This is a genomic window from Methylobacterium sp. Leaf85 (genome assembly GCF_001422125.1).
In the GTDB taxonomy this organism is placed as follows: domain Bacteria; phylum Pseudomonadota; class Alphaproteobacteria; order Rhizobiales; family Beijerinckiaceae; genus Methylobacterium; species Methylobacterium bullatum.
The window spans coordinates 174,020-193,883 of record NZ_LMME01000031.1 but is presented as its reverse complement, the minus strand read 5'-3'; the positions used below and the strand labels follow the sequence as shown (position 1 = coordinate 193,883).

Here is a 19,864-nt window from a genome sequence, read left to right as displayed (position 1 = left end):
CGCGCGCTCGCGGGAGTGTTGCAGAAGCACGGAACGACACGGGCCGCACCCCTCTTTCGAGACATGCGGCCCGTGACGTCACGACAATGCGGCCAAGCCGCCTTACTTGCCCGGCTTACTTGGGCGGAGCTTCCGCAGCCTCGCCCTGCTGCTGGATCAGCGGGGTGATGCGGCGCACCGTGACCCGGCGGTTCTCGCGCGAGGCCTCCTGGGTGTTGACCTTCAGCGATTGCTCACCGTAGCCCTGGGTGGTGAGGTTCTCCGGGGGCACCTGGAAGTTCTGGCTGAGCACCGTCGCCACCGACTGGGCGCGGCGATCCGAGAGCGACAGGTTGTCGACCTCGCTGCCCACCGCATCGGTGTAGCCCTCGATGAGGAACACTTCCTGCGGGTTGGCCTTCACAGCCTGGTTGATCGCCGCCGCGATGTTGCCGAGCCGCGAGGCCTGGTCGGGCGTCACGTCGAACGATCCGGTATCGAAGGTGATGGTGTCGATGTCGACGCTGCGCATCCGTGCCCGCAGCTGCGGGCTGTAGCGCACCTGATCGAGGGTGTAGCGGCGGTCCACCGCCACCACCGGCGGGGCGGACAGGGCCTCGTAGACCTGCCGCTCGTCGGCGCCCTCGTAATTCACCACGTAGCGGTCGCGGGGGATGCGGATGTCCGGCGGCGGCAGGTCGATCACGTCCTCGTAGATCGGACGCTGGGGACCGCCGAAGCCGTTGTCGATGATCACGACTTCGCGGCCGTCGCGGAACCGGCGCGAACGGCGCACGAGGCGGCCGTCATCGTCCACCACGGTGACGATCTGGATGCCGCCCGGACGGTCGAGATAGGTGATCGTGTCGCCGCCGCGGCGCTCGCTGCGGTAGGCGCCGCGGTCGAGATAGCGGAAGCGCTCGTTCTCGTCGTGCCGGATGAAGTAATTGTCACGATCCCGCACGATGATGCGGCCGGGCTCGCGGATATAGGTGCGTCCGCCCTCGTTGAACTCACGCCGGTCACGACGGACCTCGTCGTAGCTGCGCACGTCGTTGCCGCGGAAGCCACCCTCGACATAGCCGGGCCGGCCCGGACGGTTGAAGACGTCGCGGCGGTCCCGCTCGTCCTTGCGCTCGAACGCCTCGCGGCGTTCGCGGTCGCGTCGTTCGATCTCGCCACGCCGCTCGGTGTCGCTCGCCGCCGGGCGGTTGGCGCCGCCGGGCCGGTTGTCATCCGCTCCGCGCCTGTCTTCCGGCCCGCGCCGGTCGTCCGCACCGCGCCGGTCGTCCGGTCCGCGCTTGTCGTCACGGTCGTTCTTCTCCTGCGCCTGACCCGGCGGGACGAAGGGCTTACCCGGAACGCCCGGCCGGGTGTTGGGAGCCGGCTTCGCGTCGGGGGCTTTGGTATCGGGTGTCTTGGCATCCGGCTTCTTGGCATCTGGAGTCGCGTCCGGCGCGCCGCGACGGGCGGGGTCGGTCTTGTCGTTCCGGTCCGGCTTCTCGTTCCGGTCCGGCCTGCCCTCACGCTCGGGCTTGTCCCCGCGCTCGGGTTTGGTGCTCGGATCGGGCCTTTCGCCACGCTCGGGCTTGGCGCTTCTGTCCGGCTTGTCGCCGCGGTCGGGCCTGTCCGGCTTTTCGGTCCGGTCCGGCCTGTCGCCACGCTCGGGGCGGGCGGGACGGTCGGGTGTCGCGTCGCGCTCGGGAGCGGCCGGGGCACGCTCGCGCGGGGCCGGAGCCTCCTTCGGTGCCGGCTTGGCGGGGGCGGGATCCGGATTGCGCTCGCGCGCGGCCGGAGGGGTCGGCCGTTCGGCCGGGGCTCGGTCGGGCTTCTCGGGACGCTCTGCGCGCTCGGGCCGCTCAACCGGAGCCCGTTCCTGGCGCGGCTCGGGACGTTCGGGACGCTCCGCTCTCTCGGGGCGCTCGGCCCTCTCCGGCCGTTCTGCGCGCTCGGGGCGTTCAGCCCTTTCCGGGCGCTCGGCTCTTTCCGGCCTGGCCGCGCCGCCACGGGGGGCATCGCCGCCTCCGCGCGGGTCGCCGCGCTCGGCTCCCGGACCCGCTTGGGCGAGCAGCATCACGCCCGGCCCGCCTCTGTCGGGGCTGGCCGCAAGGGGGCCCGATAGGATCAAGGCCGGCAACATGGTGCCGGTCAGAAAGAGCAGGCGGAGGTTCCGCATCGATGGTCACTCACAAACGTTGATGTGGCCATCGGAACCGAATGGAGCCGGGATGGTTCCGAATTCATTCCCGGAGCGTGCGCCCGCGATCCGCCATCTCGACGCGGAATCGAAGGCGAGGGCGAAGGAAACCCTTCGCCCTCAACCGGTTAGGGGACGTGTCGCCCGGGTCGCTCGTGACATCGCGGCGGGACCGACGATTTCCCTCGCCCGCCGTGAATGTCCGCTAGGGCGCGGCGGCGCGAGCCGGGACCGCGATCATGCTCGGCGCGATGATGCGGATGGCCGCGCGCTCGTCGCGGCCGGTGGTGGACGCTTCCGTGGTCGCCCCGTCGCGAACCACGCCCCCATCGGACAGGATGGCCCCGTTCCGGGTCGCCGCATCGGCGGCGATGGCCGCCACGGTCTTGTCCGCACGGCCCGCGAGGGTGACGCGCACCTTCGGCCGCGACATGGCTTCCGCCTGCATCGGTGTCACGAAGATGTCGCCCTTGTGCCGGACGAGCATGCTCTCGGCCTTCACCAGGGACTGGGCCCAGGTCTGGTTCGCCTTCTTACACGAGCAGTCCGGCGTGAAGCTCTTCTGGAACTTGAAGGCGTTGGCGAGCGACACGTAGGCCCGGCTGCCCTTGATCGATGCGGCCTGTTTCAGCCCGTCATCGCCATTGGGCATCGAATAGGCCACCGCCTCCGTGCCGGGGCACAGGGCCTGACACAGCTCGTTGGCCCCCTCGCGACCATCGGGCAAATTGTTCATGGGGAAATAGGCGCCGTCGCAGGTCCGGACGCAGACCACCTGCGGCCCGCCCCGCCCGCGCTGCTCGCCGACCACGCCCTCGACGATCTTCGGACCGGTCTCGGCGCAGGAGGAGGCGATGGCGGCCGTGAGCTGGCGCCGCCGGGCGGCGGTGACCTCGCCGTTCTCGGCGCCGTAGCCGGCCTGGAGCGCCCGGATACGCTGCTCCACCGCGCCGCATTGCGGCGGGCGCGAATCGAAGAACAGGAACTTGCCGCCTTCGCAGCTCAGGGTCCGGTAATAGGCCTCCAGCCGGCCGATCTCGTTCTGCAGGGCGCGGGCGGTGTTGGCGCCGTCGCTGAGATTCGCGAGTTCGAAGCGGTATCGCTGGCACTGGGCGTTGGGTGCCTGCGCCTGGACGGCTGTCCCGAACGCGATGGCGGCCATGGCGGCGCCGAGCGTTGCGACGAGCTTGCGGATCTGTGGAGGGATCAGCGGCATGACCTGTCAGAAACGGGTGTGAAGCTGGGCGGTTCCGGCCCTCGGGCAGGGTACGGAAGAACGCCTTTGCAAAGGGTGTCTAACCGCCCTCGCCAGAGCGCGACAGTGTTCCCACATGCCCATCGGCAAACTTGAGGGGAATGATGTGATGATGTGTCTTCGGAGTCTCACAAGCCGCGCGGTGGCGGCCGGATTGGCGGCGTTGGTGATGGGCGGGACGGCGGTCCGCGCCGACGACACGGACCGGATCTTCGACAAATCCACGGTGTGGCGTCCGCTCACCCCCAACGACAAGCTGGTGGTCTACGGCATCGACGACCCGGAGGTCTCCGGCATCGCCTGCTGGTACACGCAGCCCGAGAAGGGGGGAATCAAGGGCACGCTCGGCCTCGCCGAGGACGTCTCCGACATCTCCCTCGCCTGCCGGCAGGTCGGCCCGGTATCGTTCAAGAATCCGAAGGACAAGCTCAAGCAGGGCGACGTCGTGTTCAGCGAGCGGCGGTCGCTGATCTTTAAGTCGATGCAGATCGTCCGCGGTTGCGACGCCAAGCGCAACACGCTGATCTACATGGTCTATTCGGACAAGGTGATCCAGGGCTCGCCCAAGAACTCCACCACGGCGGTGCCGCTGATGCCGTGGGGCACCGCCGAGGCGCCGCCCCGCTGCGGCGATTTCTTCAAGGGCTGATCCGGCCCGGGGGCGGCGCCGGCATCGGGCCGGGCCGCCTCGAACGAGCGGGTGTGAGTCCTGCGGATCAGTCCTTGCAGGTGATGCGGATCGGCGGCTCGACGGGCTTCGGCGCGGGCGGCTGGTCGATCGCGCCGGTATAGTCCTCGGGAGCGGCCAGGCCGAAGGAGCCGGCGACGGCGAAGCCTTGCGCCTCGCACCAGGCATCGGCCACCACCTGCCCGCAGGAGCCGCTGCCCGCCACCAGGCATTCGCCGACGCCGTAGCCTTCGCCGGCGGGAATCAGGAACGTCTTCTCTACCTGTGCCGGCGCGCGGGCGGGCTTCTCGCCGTCATCGACGGCCAGGGCGGCGGAGGAAATGAGCGCGAGGGCGCAGAGAGCGCCGAGACCGGCAGCCGAGCGTCGCATGGGCAGTGACCTTGATGACGGGATCCGCGAAAGGCTGGATTCACAGGATGGGAGGATTCGCGTTTGGGAAAATCTCGGCCTCGTCGGTAAACAAATCCTTTCCGGATCGTCGCGACCTTGACCGAACCTCTCCCGGCGTCGTTCTCGAATTCATCACCGTTTTGGGGTAGCCCAGTTGGTCGGCAGGGTCCGTCGCCTCCGTGCAACACGTAGGGTGCTTGGCGTCCGGCCGATCCGGTCATCGCGGTTGCGGGGCGCATGCCTCGCGACTCGTAAAAGTTGATCGGTTCTCGGGATTTAGGGCATGGGGACAGGCGGCATCCGCAGGCGGCGGAGCGGTCGCGTCCCAGGGTTACGAAAGACGGTTTCATGGCGCCGATGTTGCGGCTCTACAACACGCTGACCCGCGAGAAGGCGCCCTTCGTGCCGATCAATCCGACGCATGTGCGGATGTATGCCTGCGGGCCGACGGTCTACGACGCCGCCCATATCGGCAATGCCCGGCCGATCATCGTGTTCGACCTGCTGTTCCGGCTGCTGCGCCATCTCTACGGCGAGGCGCATGTCACCTATGCCCGCAACGTCACGGACGTGGACGACAAGATCAACGCCCGCGCGGCCGAGCGCGGCATCACCATCCGCGAACTCACCGACGGGACGCTCGCCGCCTTCCACGGCGACATCCGCGACCTCGGCGTGCTGATGGCCGAGGACGTGAACGTGGCGGGCGAGCGCCCGCGCTTCGTCGAGCCCCGCGCCACCGACCACATCGCCGAGATGCACACGATCATCGACGGGCTCGTGGCATCGGGCCATGCCTATGTGGCGGAAGGCCATGTGCTGTTCGACGTGCCTTCGATGCCCGATTATGGCGCGCTCTCGAAGCGGCCCCTCGACGAGATGGAAGCCGGCGCCCGCGTCGAGGTCGCCCCCTACAAGCGCTCGCCCCTCGACTTCGTCCTGTGGAAGCCCTCCAAGCCCGGCGAGCCGTCATGGCCGTCGCCGGCCGGTATCGCCGCGCCGGGGCGGCCGGGCTGGCACATCGAGTGCTCGGCCATGTCATGGAAGCATCTGGGCAAGACCTTCGACATCCATGCCGGCGGCATCGACCTCATCTTCCCCCATCACGAGAACGAGGTGGCCCAGTCCCGCTGCTGCTTTGCCACCGACGTCATGGCCCATGTCTGGCTCCATAACGGCTTCCTCCAGGTGGAGGGGCAGAAGATGTCCAAATCGCTGGGCAACTTCATCACCCTGCGCGAGGTGCTGAAGGATTGGCCCGGAGAGGTCGTGCGCCTCGCCATGCTGAAGACGCATTACCGCCAGCCCATCGACTGGACGGTACGTGGGCTGGAGGAGGCGGCGAAGATGATCGACCGCTGGTACGGCATCGTGGGCGACGTGGCCGCCGGTGCCGAGGTGCCGGCCTCGGTGGTGGAGCCGCTCCTCGACGATCTCAACACCGCCGCCGCCCTCGCCGAGTTGCACCGCCTCGACGACCCGGCGACGCTGAAGGCCGGGGCGGGCCTCCTCGGCCTCCTCGGGCGGACGCAGTCGGCGCGGGCGGACAGTGCCATCGCCGCCGCCGGCGTCGACGTGGCGGCGGTGGAAGCCGCGATCGAGGCCCGCCGTGCCGCGCGCGCCGCCAAGGACTGGCCCGCCTCCGACCGCGCCCGCGACGCCCTCGCCGCCATGGGCGTCACCGTGAAGGACAACAAGGACGGCACGACCACCTGGACGGTGTCGCCATGATCGCCCCCTCGGACCGCCAGCCGATCGTCGTGGCCGATGCGGGGCCTCTGATCCGACTCGCCGCAGCGGGCATCCTCGATACGCTGCGCGGTCTCAACCGGCGCATCGTACTGGTGGACCGGGTCGAGGAAGAGGTGGTCGGTGATCTCTCCAAGCCCTTTGCTGCCGAGATCGCCGCCTGGATCGATGGCCTCGGCGAAGCCGCGCTCCGGGTCGAGACCGTGGTCGGCATCGGTGTCGCGGCCCTGCGCGCCCGGCCGCGGACTCCAGCGGGGGATGCCTTGCTCAAGTCAGCCCTGCGTGATTCCGGCGAGCAGGCTCTGCGCGAGTTCGTGGCGCATTGGCACCCGACCGAGGCGAGTTCGGCGGTCGTGCTCTACGAAGATCGGAAGGTCGCGACCCTCTTCCTCGACGTGGAGTTCCCCGTGACGCTGATGACGACGCGCGCCTTCGTGGCGACGGTGACGCGCTGGGGCATCAATCAGGACGCGATCGCCGCCCTCGAAGCCATTTCCGGTCTCTATGACATGAAGCCGGCCCTCGTCGGTGAGATCGACCCGAGCCAGCCCGGCGACCTACGGACGTTGCCGCAGCCGATGCCACCGATCCGAACTTGACCGACCGTCTCCCCGCCCTAGCCTGGCGGCATGGACCTATGCCGGTTCGTTCCCCGTCGAGAGAGACGCCAGATCCCCCTTCCGCAGGAAAACCGACCCAAGATAGAAAACATACTTTCATCTAAGCCGCCTGAGATGCAAGGATGGCGGCATGACGAACGAACGCTCGGCACATGCGCCCTTCGAGGTTTCGGAGGGTCTTCGCGAGATCGGGCAGGCCATAAGGGTCGCGCGATTGCGCCGACGTCAGCCCGCATCCGACCTCGCGTCCCGCGTGGGGGTCTCCCTCCCGACCTTGCGCAAGCTCGAGAAAGGCGATCCTTCGGTGTCGCTCGGCGTCTTCGCCAGGGCCGTCTGGACCCTCGGCCTGTTCCCGGCCGTCCGGCGCGCGGTCAGCCCCGAGAACGACCACTTGGCCGCTTCCATCGAAACCAGCCGCCTTCCCAGCCGCGTGCGCCGCCCGCGCGAACTGAATCTCGATGACCTCTGACGTCTATGTCCATGTCCGCCGCGAGGACGGGGCCACGGACCTCGTCGGCCGTTACCGGCTCGTCATGCCGGCGGCCGGTCGGTCCTATGGCGAATTCGCCTATGTCGGGTCCTGGCTGAAGAACAATCATGGCCGGGCTTTCGCCCTGGACCCGGAACACTTGCCGCTTCAGCCGGGGCCATTCAGGAGCACCATCCGTGGCCGACTTCCGGGCGTCCTGGCGGATGCCACGCCGGACCGTTGGGGGCGACGGCTCGTCGAACATCGTCGGCCTCACGATTCTCCGCCGATGATGCCGTCTGACTGGTTGCTCGCCCCCGGAGACGAGCGCGTCGGCTGCCTCGCCTTCTCCGAAACCCCGGCTCCCCCGTCACCGCGTCCGAGCTACGCGGCCACGGCCGATCTCGACGGCATCGCGGACGGGTTCGAGCGTCTCGAACGAGGCGAGGCGGTCGAAGGGCTGGCGGCCCGCCTCTGGACGGCGGGCATGAGCATGGGCGGCGCCCGACCGAAGGCCGTCATCGACTACGAGGGTGCCTTATGGATCGCCAAGTTCCAAAGGCGGGACGACACCTACGACCAATGCGGCGCGGAGCACGCGACGATGCGTATGGCATTCCGTTGCGGGATCGACGCCGCCGAAACCCGGGTTCTCGCGGTCGGGCCTCGCAAGGTCGTCCTGGTGAAGCGCTTCGACCGCGATGCGGCCCCCTACCACCCGACATGCCACTACATGAGCGGATTGACCGCTCTCGGATTGGATGAAACCTCCGATTTCGGTTCCTACCCCGACCTCGCCATGTTCCTCCTCCGGCACGGCGCGCGTCACGTGTCCGACCGCCATGAACTGTTCCGCCGCATGGTGTTCAACGTCCTGTGCGGCAACCGGGACGATCACCTCAAGAACCACGCCTTCCTCCGATGCGGCGACGGGTGGCGGTTGTCCCCGGCCTTCGACGTGGTCCCCCAACCGGATATGGATCCCCAGCAAGCCATCGGCGTCGGTCGATCCGGGAGCTACCCGACCACCGGCAACTGCCTGACACGGGTCGAGGATTTCGACCTCTCGCGGGACGAGGCCCGAGACATCGTCGCCACCCTCGCCATCCGCATGCGCTCCTGGCGTACCGACTTCGTCGCCGATGGCGTCGACGATGCAACGGTCGAGCGCCTCGCGCGCGCATTCTCGAAAGACCTCGACTGACCTCGGGCGTGGCGGGATTCCGCCGAACGCGCTGAGGACGACCATCGGCCGGGATCGGCGCCGCTCGATGCAAGGCGATCTCAGCGAGGCCCGACACCGAGGTCCGGGCTCATCCTCCCGTTCCCGGGATAAGCCGCCTCAGCGACAGGGCCGGCCCGGATGGCAGTTCGGGTTCCCGCCCGAAGGCGGAGCCTGCCTCTGCTGGCGCTGGGCCGCCTGTTGCTGCTGCTGTTGCTGCATCATCTGTTGCCGCTGGGCGGCCTGTTGCTGGTGTTGCTGGGCCTGCATCTGCTGACGTTGCATCATCTGTTGCTGCTGCTGCATCTGCTGGCGCTGGGCCTGTTGCTGCTGCTCCATCTGCATGCGCTGTTGCTGGCGGTTCTCCTGGATCTGCTGGCGCTGCATCATCTGCTGCTGCTGGACCTGCCCCTGCTGGCGCCGGGCGGCCTGTTGCTGCTCCATCTGCATCCGCTGTTGCTGGCGGGCCTCCTGGATCTGAAGCCTCTGCTGCTGGCGCTGCAGGGCATCGGAATCCGGGCCGCGTCGCGGCGGCTGGCCAGCCGCTTCGCGATTGAGATTGGCCGGCTCCCGTCTGGCGCGCTCGGGGCCGTTCGGCTCGAATCCCGGCCGGGCCACTCGATCATGGCCCGGACGCCCCTCGCGGGCGCGGTCGCTTTGCGGCTGGTCGAGGGCGGGACGCAGCTGCGGTCGTTCGGCTTTGGCGGCGGCGCGGGCCGCCTCCCGGCGCTCGATCCGCTCCCGGCGCAAGGCCGCCCGGTCGGCGGGATCGGCGTTGCCGCGTCCGGCTCCGGGTCCGGCGGGGTTCGCCGCATCGGGCGGGGGACGACGGTCGATGGCGGCTTTGCGGTCGGGCCCGGTCTTGCCGTCCCCCGGGCGCACGCGGTCGGGCGGTCCGCCGACGTCACCGGATGGGCGCGTGTTCGCCACCGGCCTCAGCTCGGGCAAAGCTTTCGGGTCTGGGGCGCCCACCGCGGGGAGCGGGCGGCCGATGCGGGGACCGTTCGGTCTTTCGTCGCGGGCACCCGGCGGCAGGGTGGGGCGGTCGCGGCGAGGGCCGTCGGCGTTGTGACCGGCGTCGTGACGGTCGGCGCGGTGCGACAGGGAGGGCGGCAGCGCCACCCGAGGGGCGAGAGCCGCCGCTCCGAGACCGGCGGCACCGCCTATGAGGGCCGCCGCCGAAGGTCCGCGCGGCCGCTCGATGACGCGCCGGTTGATCTCGTTGATCACCACCCTGTTGTGGATGTTCTGGTAGATGACGTTGTCCGGCGGCGCGACGATATAGGCGGGCGCGCTCACATAGGCCGGAACCGGCTCGAAGAGGGGGACGGGGAGGGCGAACGACTCGTCCTCGGGCGGCGGCGCCGCGATGTCCACGATATAGGCGGGGCGGGGTGCCAGCACGCCGGGGGGCGGCGGGGGCAGGGCATAGGCCGGGTCGTCGAAGGCGACGACCTGCCTGTCGAAATAGCTCTCCTCCTCCGGCGGCGGCGGGGGCAGGTCGAAGGAGAGCGCCGTGAAGGCCTCGGGCGGTCGCGGCGGGGCGGAGAGGCGGGCGAGGCGACGGCGCGCATCCGCCGCGTGCGGTCCGCGCGGGTAGCGCGAAAGGTAGGACCAGTAGGCGTCCTGCGTGCCGGACGACAGGGCGCGGCGCCAGGTCGTCGCCTCGCGCCGGGCGGCCACGATGGCGCGCACGCGCTTGGCCATCGGGTCATCGGGATAGGCCCCGAGGAAATCCTGGTACCCCTGCAACGTGTCGCGCTCGACCGCCACCGAATAGGCGTCCCGCGCACCGATCTCGCGCAAGGGGCGGTCGCGCAAAGTCGCGATCTGCTCGGCCTGCGCCGGGGCGGGCGCGTCGGCGTTGCGCTCGAAGAACACGAACGGCACCTCGATCTTGGAATCGTCCCAGGGCATGGCCGCGCCCCCGGTGGTCTCGCTCACCCGCAGGCGCACCCGGTCGAACAACGCCGCCGGCTGGAGACCGCCCTCGCGGATCATCTCCACCAGGGCCTGCGCATAGGCGCCATACGCCCCCGTCTCGGGCGGCGCCACGGTGCCGGGCGCCGCGTTGTAGGCGATGAGGCTGCCGGGTTCGGCCTCCACCAGGGCGAGACCGCCGGCGAGCGGGTCGCCCGTCTTCACGAACGGGTTGGCGCGGGCCGCGTCGAGCACCACGAACCGGGCCTTCAAGGGGACGGTGGAGAGGCGCTTGATGTAGTCCGACACGCGCAGGGCCGAGACGGGAACATCGACGGCGGTGGCGATGCGGGCATCCGCCGGGGCGAAGAAGGTCTCGCCCTCGAGTTGCAGCCCGTATCCGGCGAGATAGACGAAGGCCACCGTGTCCGGCCCCGAGGCCGCTGCCTTGTCGAGGAAGTCGCGCAAGGCCTTGCGCAGGGCATCCTCGTCGAGGTCGCGCGCCCCCACCACGTCGAAGCCCGCCGCCTGCAGCGTCTGCGCGATGAGGCCGGCATCGTTGGCGGCGGTGGCGATGGGCGCCCCCTCATAGGCGCCGTTTCCGACCACGAGGGCGATGCGCTTCTCGGCCTGCTGCGCGGTCGCCGGAACGGATATCAGCAGGGCGGCGAACAGGGCCGCGAAGACGGCGACACATCGAGACAGGACCATCGCCGGGAACCTCCGTCACCGTAGGCAGCGTCGACGGACACCCTACGGAGCATCGCGGACGACCTGAGCGCGAGCGGTCGCACCATCGTGGAGAATTGAGCACGCGTCCAGGGATGCCCGGAATCGGGCTTACCAAATCCTCGCTTGGAGCGGCCCCGATCCCGGCGCATGCCTGCGCCTGTCCGCCGGGCCGGTGACCGAGGAGCCGCGGTTCGTGTGCGCCATGGCTTGGCGCGATTGATCCGCTCGCGGAGCGCTTTCGCCTCGGTCTCGGCGACGTTCCCGCGGGCCCTCTCGGGGACGAGTTGGCCGTCGTGATGGATGTCGTGCTCCACATGGGGCCGCTCATTGTCCCACCGCACCACATTGTCGGTCCCGGAGGTCTCCGTCACCCCAGGATCGTCCCGCAGGGTGATAGTGTTCGGCAATAGATGGGCTATTATACTATGGATCGTCTTTTTTATGTCTTGATCAGAAATAGTTTGGAGCTTTTCTAGAGCGTCATCGAATTGCAACAGGGCTGTATGAACCGAGTTGCGCCCGCCCGTGTCGCGTGAAGCGTGCTTGTTGCGGAGTGAGTTGTCCTTCAACAGCTCTCGATGCCGGCAATGACGTGCCGAGACTTGAGACGACGACACAATGAGCAAACTAGCAGTTGAGTTATATCGCAGCACAATGCTGCGTCCGCTCGTCGTCCTGAATATAGCCGCCATTCTGGCGGTCGGTGTCGGGCCGTTCTCCGGCGCGATGGCCCAGACGCTTCCGGCCGAGAGCGCGGTGGTCCTGTCGGAGCTGTCGGTGATCGGCAGCGGCGAACGGGCGAACGGCCCCGTCACCGGCTACCGGGCGAGCCGTTCCGCGACCTCGACCCGGACGGACACGGCCCTGCGCGACTCTCCGCAATCGGTCCAAGTGGTTCCCCGTGACGTGCTCGTCGATCAACAGGACGTCCGCCTGACCGATGCGCTCACCAATGTGAGCAATGTCCAGCCCGCCGGCACCATCCAGGGCCGGTCCGACACCTATGTGCTGCGTGGCTTCAACACGCAGACCTACGCGATCGACGGCGTGCTGCTGAACCCGGCCAACACCTTCCAACCGACACAGCGCGACCTCGCCAATGTCGAGCGCGTGGAAGTGCTCAAGGGCCCCACCTCCGTCCTCTATGGCAGGGGCGATCCCGGTGGCCTGATCAACATCGTCACGCGCCAGCCCCTGCTCACGCCCTCCGCGGACCTCACCCTGCAGGGCGGGTCTTACGCCTTCCGGCGGCTTCAGGGCTCGGTGACGGGAGCGGTCCCGGGGACGGAAGGGCTCGCCGCCCGCTTCAGCTTCGCCACGCAGGACGACCCCACCTTCCGGGATTTCGGCGGCCCTTCCAATTCGCGCCATTTCTTCGCGCCGTCCTTGTTGTGGACGCCCGATGCTTCGACGCGGATCTCCCTGAATGCCGAGTTCTCGCGCCAGCACAGCCAGTATGACGAAGGTCTCACGGCTTTCCAGGGTCGGGTGCCCCTGGACAACATCCGCCGTTACTATGGCGAGTCCTGGTCCCGGTATTACGGCGAGTCGAACTCCATCACCCTGCGGGCCGAGCATGACGTCAACGAAAGCCTGACCCTGCGGCAGGTGATCAACGGTCAATGGGGCCAGTTCGACGTGTTCGCCACCCGCGCCACCGGGGTGAGCGCGAGCGGGGCGTCGCTGACGCGGCGTCTGTCCGAGATCGAGTCCATCTACAACTCGATCGACAGCCAGACGGAAGCCGTCGCCCGCTTCGATCTGTTCGGCTTCCGCCACACGGCCCTGTTGGGCGTCGAAATCGTCGATGGGTACCGGCATCCCTATGCGCAGCAGGGCACGGCCAGCCCGGTCTCCTTCCTCAATCCGATCCGGGGATCGATACCGCAGATCGGAACGCTCGCCCTGCAGAGCGACCTGCGGCAGAAGCTGTTCATGGTCGGCACCTACATGCAGGACCAGATCGAGCTGGCCCAGGGGCTGCAACTCGTCCTCGGCGTCCGCGTGGATACGGCCAACCAGTTCTATTTCCAGCGCACCCTCACCAACAACACCGTCCCACCCACGCGGGACGTCACCGGAACCTCGCCGCGCGTCGGCCTGGTCTGGCGGCCGATCGAGCCGCTCACCGTCTACGGAAGCTACACGACCTCCTTCACGCCCCAGACCGCCAATGTGATCAGTGGCCTGACGCCGGCGCCGGAGACCGGCGAGCAGGTCGAGATCGGCACGCGCGTCGACCTGATCCCCGATCGCCTCACCCTGAGCGCCGCCGCCTTCCGGATCGTTCGGGCGAACGTGGCCGCGACCGACCCCTCCGACAGCCGCTTCTCCATCATCACCGGCGAGCAGCGTTCGCAGGGCGTCGAGGCCGACATTGCGGGTGAGATCCTGCCCGGATGGAGGATCATCGGCGGTATCGGTTACCTCGATGCGCGGGTGACGCAGGATAGGACGGTCGCCATCGGCAACCGGCTCCCGGCCGCCCCGACCTTCAGCACCAGCCTGTGGTCCACCTACCAGTTCCAGAGCGGCCCGATGCGGGGCTGGGGCTTCGGCGGCGGCGTCACCTATGTGGGCGAGCGCTTCGGCGACATCGCCAACAGCTACAAGGTCGGTGCCTATGCGCGCCTCGACGCGACATTGTTCTACGAGATCGACCCGATATGGCGTTTCGCCGTGAACGGCCGCAACCTCACGGATCGCCGCTACATCGAGCAGCCCTTCAATCAGTTCAACAATCTCCCCGGCGCACCGCTCACCGTCCTCGCCAGCGTGACGGCCCGCTACTGAGGCGAGGCTCGCGGCCTGCTGCTAGTCACACCTCGCGCCCGGCCGGTTGCGGGATGCGACGCGCCCCGGCGGCCGACATCGTCGACTGATTCGGCGGCCCTCCTACCGGACCCGGCAGGGCCGATCCCGCCTGTGGCGCGTCGGTCTCCTGTGGCAGTGGGGCCTGACGGACGCCGCCACGCTATTGCTTGGCGCGATTGATCAGCGCCTGGAGTGCCTTCGCCACGGGTTCGGTGACGTTCTTGCGGTACTTTTTATGGACGAGCTGGCCGTTGTGATAGATGTCGTGCTCCACATAGAGCCGTTCGCCGTCCCACCGCACCACGTTGTCGGTCTCGGAGGTCTCCGTCACCCCGAGATCGTCGCGCAGGGTGATGTTGCTGGGCTGTGTCAACATATCGGGTCCTTTCAAGCGTTTCCGGTGCATCGGGCGCGTGGGATGCGGCTTTGTCCCGTGGCTGGCGGAGCGGGCTTTGTGAAAACGGTCCGCGCGATGCCGGTGAACCGGGCCGTTCCTCGCCGAGCCGTGGTGGCACGCATCTCACCCATCCGGCCCCGACGCCTCGTTGTCTCTTCGGTCGATCGCAGGGCTGGCGCCCACGACCCTCTCGCCGATCTTACGAAGCGGCGGCGTCCGATGCCAGCACGAAGCCGGCCTCCATCGCTCAACGCACGGTCACCTGGTTCTTGATCCGCTCATAGGTCGACCGGCTGAGGACGCGTTTCGAGAGCAGCTGATCCACCGAGGCATAGGGCCGGCGCTGGGCGATGGCGCGGCCGATCATGCCGCCACCCTTGAGGCCGTTGAGTTCCGCCACCGAGGCGGTGTTGAGATCCACCACGGAGACCGCCGCCGGACCCGAATTGTCGCTTGCCTGCTGCGTCTCGGACCGGGCCGCGTTCAGGGGAGGGCTCTCCGCCAGGGGCGTCACCGGGCCGCCATAGGGGAGGGGGGCCGGGTCGAGCGCGGAATTCGCTCCCTCCGGAGGGGCGGGCGGCGTTTGCCGCGGCAGCGGCCGGATCGGAGACGGCGGCAGCACGGCTTGCGGGGCGGGAGCGGCGGGCTGCGGAGCGGAAGGCGCCGGCTCCGCACGACGCTCGGGCGGCGGGGGCGCGGGTTGTGGCGGAGTCACCTTGGTCGGCTCGGTGCGCTGCACCGGCGCCGCCGGATCGTCGCTGCCCTGCGGCCAGAAGGCCTGGACCAGGCCCGCCAGCGCCGCCGCCACGACGAAGAGCACCACCACCCGTAGAAGAGTCGAACCGCTGAGCATCCAACCCGCCTCACGCGCACAATACACGCGGGACGCTAACATGGGAGAGAAACCAAAGTCTTGCCGTCCTGGCCGATGTCCTCAGGCGTCTGCGTCACGAAGCGCATCGTCTGAAACCACGCGTCGCATGAGGCGGTCGCGGCATCGCCGTCGGGGACGGTGACGGAGCACTCTACGACGCATCGACGGACGGGGCCGCTCCGGTCATGGTCCGCCGCGATGTCCACCGCCTCCCTCGCTGCCTCGCTGAACCGGTTCGTCGTCGAGCGCATGGGCGCCCTGCGATACCTGCCGGCGCTGTTTCGCCTCGTCTATGCCGCGAGCCCGCGCCTGCTGATGGCGAGCGTCGCTCTGCGTCTCGCGCGGGCGAGCCTGCCGGTGTTGATGCTCTATCTCGGCAAGCTCATCCTCGACGCCATCGTCGCCGAACACGCCCGGCCCCATCCCGCAGGAACCGGCATCGCCGGCTGGATGGCGGATCCGGCCCTCAGGCGTCTCGCCGGCCTCGTCGCGGTGGAACTCGGCCTCGCCATCCTGTCCGATCTGCTCGGGCGGCTGAGCACCCTCACCGACGGGCTGGTCGCGGACCGCTACGCCAATGCCGCCACCCTGCGGCTGATGCGCCACGCCGCCGCCCTCGACCTCGAGCAATTCGAGGACAGCGCCCAGCAGGACCGGCTGGAGCGCGCCCGCCGGCAGGTGACCGGGCGCTCCAACCTGCTGTTCCAGCTCTTCGGGCAGGGGCAGGATCTCATCACGCTCGTCGCCTTCGGGATCGGTCTGGCCGCCTACGCTCCCTGGCTGATCCTGCTGCTCGCCGGCTCCCTCGTCCCGGCCTTCCTCAACGAGCTCTACTTCAACCGGCAGGGCTATCGCCTCGCCTGGACCCGCACCCCGGAGCGGCGCCAGATCGACTATCTGCGTTATCTCGGGGCCAGCGTGGAATCGGCCAAGGAGGTCAAGCTCTTCGGCCTCAACGCCTATATCGCCGAACGCTACCGGATCGTGGCCGCCAAGCTCCTGGCCGATAACCGCTCCCTCGCCATCCGCAGGGCCGGTTGGGGCGGCCTCTTCGCGGCCTTGGGCACGCTCGCCTACTACGCGGCCTATGCCACCATCGTCTGGCGGACGGTGGCGGGCGCCTTCTCCATCGGCGATCTCGCCTTCCTCGCCGGCTCGTTCCAGCGCCTGCGCGGCCTGATCGAGGGCCTGCTGCTCGGCTTCTCGCAGATCTCCTCGCAGGCGCAGTATCTCGAAGACCTGTTCTCGTTCTTCGAGGTGGTGCCGCTGATCCGCTCGCCGGAGCGGCCCGTGCCGTTCCCGCAGCCGATCACCGAGGGCATCGTCTTCGAGGAGGTCGGCTTCCGCTATCCCGGCACCGAGACCTGGGCTGTCCGGTCCCTGAGCTTCCGCCTCGCCGCCGGGGAAGTGCTCGCCCTGGTAGGTGAGAACGGGGCCGGCAAGACCACGATCGTCAAGCTCCTGACCCGGCTCTACGACCCCACCGAGGGCCGTGTGCTGCTCGATGGCCGACCGCTCTCCGATTACGACCTCGACGACCTGCGCACCCGAATCGGCGTGATCTTCCAGGATTTCGTGCGCTTCGATTTCACCGCCGCCGAGAACGTCGCCGTCGGGCGCATCGACGAGCGGGACGACGCCGCCCGCATCGCCCGTGCCGCCGGGCGCAGCCTCGCCGACGGCGTGATCGAACGCCTGCCGCTCGGCTACGACCAGCCGCTCGGCAAGCGCTTCGCCGACGGTGTCGACCTCTCCGGCGGCCAATGGCAGAAGATCGCGCTCAGCCGGGCCTATATGCGCGAGGCCGAGATCCTGATCCTCGACGAGCCCACCGCCGCCCTCGACGCCCGCGCCGAGTTCGAGGTGTTCCAGCGCTTTCGCGATCTCAGCCGGGGGCGCAGCTGCGTGCTGATCTCGCACCGCTTCTCCACCGTGCGCATGGCCGACCGCATCCTCGTCCTCGACGGGGGCAAGGTCATCGAGGCCGGAACCCACGAGGAACTCCAGGCGAGGGGCGGGCGCTACGCCGAATTGTTCGAACTGCAGGCCGCCGGCTATCGCTGAGGCGCCGGCGGGTATGCTTCCGCGACAACACAGGGGCGACGCGACCTCCCGCGCGGCCCGAGGGCGTTGCATCTCGTCTCCAGAACCATCATTGCACGAAACAGATTTTCGGGCCGTTCGGCTTGCCCTCCCCTGGATGAGGCGAAGTCGAAGAGTCGGCAGTTCGACACCGTCCGTGATCGTCCAGACATGAGAATAATGACATGAAGACGCGCGCTGCGGTCGCGTGGGAGGCCAAGAAGCCCCTCACCATCGAGACCATCGACATCGAAGGCCCCAAGGCCGGCGAAGTCCTCATCGAGTTGATGGCCACCGGCATCTGCCACACCGATGCCTATACGCTGTCGGGCCTCGATTCCGAGGGCAAGTTCCCGGCGATCCTCGGCCACGAGGGCGCGGGCATCGTCCGCGAGCTCGGCGCCGGGGTCACGGACCTGAAGGTCGGTGATCACGTCATCCCGCTCTACACCCCGGAATGCCGCAGCTGTAAGTCCTGCCTGTCGCAGCGCACCAACCTCTGCACGGCGATCCGCTCCACGCAGGGCCAGGGCGTGATGCCGGACGGCACCTCTCGCTTCTCCTGCGTCTCCACCGGCGGCAGCCCGAATGGAGCGAACACCCTGTTCCACTACATGGGCTGCTCGACCTTCTCGAACTTCACGGTCCTGCCGGCCATCGCGCTCGCCAAGATCCGCGAAGACGCTCCCTTCGACAAGATCTGCTACATCGGCTGCGGCGTCACCACCGGCATCGGCGCGGTGATCTACACCGCCAAGGTCTGGCCCGGCGCCAACGTCGTGGTGTTCGGTCTGGGCGGCATCGGCCTCAACGTTCTCCAGGCCGCCCGGATGGTCGGTGCCGACAAGATCATCGGCGTCGACATCAATCCGGACAAGCAGGAGATGGCCCGCAAATTCGGCATGACCCACTTCATCAACCCGAAGGAGGTCGGCAACGATCACGTGGTCTCGGCGATCCTCGACGTCACCGGCGGCGGCGCGGACTTCTCGTTCGATTGCACCGGCAACGTCCACGTCATGCGCCAGGCGCTGGAATGCTGTCATCGCGGCTGGGGCGAGTCGATCGTCATCGGCGTGGCCGAGGCCGGCAAAGAAATCTCCACCCGTCCGTTCCAGCTCGTCACCGGCCGCGTCTGGAAGGGCTCGGCCTTCGGCGGGGCGCGGGGCCGCACCGACGTGCCGAAGATCGTCGACTGGTACATGGAGGGCAAGATCAACATCGACGACCTGATCACCCACACCATGCCACTCGAAGACATCAACCACGGTTTCGACCTGATGCACGAGGGCAAGTCGATCCGTTCGGTGGTGGTTTACTGATCCCATCTAGACGAAACGCCTCGACCCTCCCCCCTCTGCGGGGGAGGGTGCCTGCGGAGCAGGCGGGAGAGGGGCCCCCTCTCTGGATACGGCGCTCCCCTCTCCCGACCCTCGCTGACGCGAGGCCCACCCTCCCCCGCAGAGGGGGGAGGGAAGAGCCCGCACCGACCATCGCCCATCAGGAGATCACCGCATGGAAACCATTTCGAAGGCCCGCGCCCATGGCGGCACGCAGGGCGTCTACAAGCACGATGCCAAGGCCACCGGCTGTCCCATGACCTTCGCGGTGTTCGTGCCGCCGCAGGCCGAGAACGGCCCGGTGCCGGTGCTCTGGTACCTGTCCGGCCTCACCTGCACCCATGCCAACGTCATGGACAAGGGCGAGTACCGCCGCGCCGCCGCCGAGCATGGCGTGATCATCGTGGCGCCCGATACCAGCCCGCGCGGCGCGGATATCCCCGACGAGGCCGGCAACTGGCAGTTCGGCTCGGGCGCCGGCTTCTATGTCGACGCGACGGAGGCGCCCTACGCCACCAATTACCGGATGTGGAGCTACGTCACCGAGGAGCTCCCCGCCCTCATCGCCGAGAACTTCCCGGCCGACATGACCCGGCAGGGCATCTTCGGCCATTCCATGGGCGGCCATGGCGCGCTGACCATCGCGCTCACCTATCCCGACCGTTTCAAGTCCTGCTCGGCCTTCGCGCCCATCGCCCAGCCTTCCACGGCCGGATGGTCGAAGCCCGCCTTCGAGAAGTATCTCGGGACCAACGAGGCGGCCTGGCGCGCGCATGACGCCACCGCCCTGATCGAGGACGGCAAGCGCTTCTCGGAGTTCCTCGTGGACCAGGGCACGGCCGACAGCTTCTTGGAAGACGGCCTGCGCCCCTGGCTCCTCGAAGAGGCCTGCAAGAAGGCCGGGATCCCCCTCACGCTGAACATGCGCGAGGGCTACGATCACTCCTACTTCTTCATCTCGACCTTCATGGACGACCACATCGCCTGGGCCGCCGACCGCCTGAAGTAAGGTCTTCACCCGTCACCCCATCCCCGGCCCGTCGCGCCCGGGATGGGCTCCGTCGGCCGTCATCAGAACAGGCCGCACTCCGCCACGCAAAGCGTCGCGTCGAGAACGGGCCCCGGCCCTCATCCG

15 protein-coding genes are annotated in these 19,864 nt (G+C 68.5%); 9 read left to right on the top strand and 6 right to left on the bottom strand.

Annotation, left to right across the window (positions count from 1 at the left end; all coding sequences use genetic code 11):
• Positions 1-115: 115 nt before the first annotated feature.
• Together ASF08_RS17220 and ASF08_RS17215 are read right to left on the bottom strand one after the other, a co-directional pair.
• A complete protein-coding gene (locus ASF08_RS17220) occupies positions 116-2,155 on the bottom strand; it encodes an OmpA family protein (RefSeq protein ID WP_056147588.1) in 2,040 nt (679 codons plus the stop codon).
• Positions 2,156-2,381: 226 nt separating this feature from the next.
• Positions 2,382-3,392 (bottom strand): DUF2865 domain-containing protein, encoded by a 1,011-nt coding sequence (locus ASF08_RS17215; protein WP_056147583.1) that lies wholly within the window; start codon positions 3,390-3,392, stop codon positions 2,382-2,384.
• Between the two features lie 151 nt (positions 3,393-3,543).
• Between ASF08_RS17215 and ASF08_RS17210 the strand changes: the two genes are divergently transcribed.
• A complete protein-coding gene (locus ASF08_RS17210; protein WP_085984238.1) occupies positions 3,544-4,080 on the top strand; it encodes a CreA family protein in 537 nt (178 codons plus the stop codon).
• A 67-nt stretch (positions 4,081-4,147) separates the two neighbouring features.
• On the opposite strand, the gene ASF08_RS17205 is transcribed toward ASF08_RS17210, so the two are convergent.
• On the bottom strand, positions 4,148-4,489 hold the full coding sequence (locus tag ASF08_RS17205) for a hypothetical protein (protein WP_018041886.1): 342 nt from the start codon (positions 4,487-4,489) through the stop codon (positions 4,148-4,150).
• Between the two features lie 369 nt (positions 4,490-4,858).
• Between ASF08_RS17205 and cysS the strand changes: the two genes are divergently transcribed.
• From cysS to ASF08_RS17185, 4 genes are all read left to right on the top strand, one after another.
• Positions 4,859-6,241 (top strand): cysteine--tRNA ligase, encoded by a 1,383-nt coding sequence (gene cysS, locus ASF08_RS17200; protein ID WP_056147581.1) that lies wholly within the window; start codon positions 4,859-4,861, stop codon positions 6,239-6,241.
• A complete protein-coding gene (locus ASF08_RS17195; RefSeq protein ID WP_018041888.1) occupies positions 6,238-6,858 on the top strand; it encodes a hypothetical protein in 621 nt (206 codons plus the stop codon). Before cysS ends, ASF08_RS17195 begins: the two co-directional genes overlap by 4 nt.
• A 151-nt stretch (positions 6,859-7,009) precedes the next feature.
• Positions 7,010-7,348, top strand: a complete 339-nt coding sequence (locus ASF08_RS17190; protein ID WP_018041889.1) for a helix-turn-helix domain-containing protein — start codon at positions 7,010-7,012, stop codon at positions 7,346-7,348.
• The gene (locus tag ASF08_RS17185; protein ID WP_018041890.1) at positions 7,338-8,552 is read left to right on the top strand and encodes a type II toxin-antitoxin system HipA family toxin; all 1,215 of its coding nucleotides are present in this window, start codon (positions 7,338-7,340) and stop codon (positions 8,550-8,552) included. Before ASF08_RS17190 ends, ASF08_RS17185 begins: the two co-directional genes overlap by 11 nt.
• A 138-nt stretch (positions 8,553-8,690) precedes the next feature.
• On the opposite strand, the gene ASF08_RS17180 is transcribed toward ASF08_RS17185, so the two are convergent.
• Complete coding sequence (locus ASF08_RS17180) at positions 8,691-11,201, bottom strand: caspase family protein (RefSeq protein ID WP_056147577.1); 2,511 nt, start codon at positions 11,199-11,201, stop codon at positions 8,691-8,693.
• Between the two features lie 747 nt (positions 11,202-11,948).
• Between ASF08_RS17180 and ASF08_RS17175 the strand changes: the two genes are divergently transcribed.
• Positions 11,949-14,015, top strand: a complete 2,067-nt coding sequence (locus tag ASF08_RS17175) for a TonB-dependent siderophore receptor (protein ID WP_244474571.1) — start codon at positions 11,949-11,951, stop codon at positions 14,013-14,015.
• 181 nt (positions 14,016-14,196) lie between these two features.
• Here the strand turns inward: ASF08_RS17175 and ASF08_RS17170 are convergent, their stop codons facing one another.
• Positions 14,197-14,412: a hypothetical protein gene (locus ASF08_RS17170; RefSeq protein ID WP_056147574.1), complete on the bottom strand. Its 216-nt coding sequence runs from the start codon at positions 14,410-14,412 to the stop codon at positions 14,197-14,199.
• Between the two features lie 268 nt (positions 14,413-14,680).
• A complete protein-coding gene (locus ASF08_RS17165; protein ID WP_056147572.1) occupies positions 14,681-15,286 on the bottom strand; it encodes a ComEA family DNA-binding protein in 606 nt (201 codons plus the stop codon).
• Positions 15,287-15,505: 219 nt separating this feature from the next.
• Here ASF08_RS17165 and ASF08_RS17160 point away from each other — a divergent pair, with 219 nt between their 5' ends.
• The 3 genes from ASF08_RS17160 to fghA all read left to right on the top strand — a co-directional run bounded on the left by ASF08_RS17160 (position 15,506) and on the right by fghA (position 19,738).
• Positions 15,506-17,371, top strand: a complete 1,866-nt coding sequence (locus tag ASF08_RS17160; RefSeq protein ID WP_056147569.1) for an ABC transporter ATP-binding protein — start codon at positions 15,506-15,508, stop codon at positions 17,369-17,371.
• A 203-nt stretch (positions 17,372-17,574) separates the two neighbouring features.
• Positions 17,575-18,711 (top strand): S-(hydroxymethyl)glutathione dehydrogenase/class III alcohol dehydrogenase, encoded by a 1,137-nt coding sequence (locus ASF08_RS17155; RefSeq protein ID WP_018041895.1) that lies wholly within the window; start codon positions 17,575-17,577, stop codon positions 18,709-18,711.
• A 193-nt stretch (positions 18,712-18,904) separates the two neighbouring features.
• On the top strand, positions 18,905-19,738 hold the full coding sequence (fghA, locus tag ASF08_RS17150) for an S-formylglutathione hydrolase (protein ID WP_056147567.1): 834 nt from the start codon (positions 18,905-18,907) through the stop codon (positions 19,736-19,738).
• Positions 19,739-19,864: the final 126 nt, after the last annotated feature.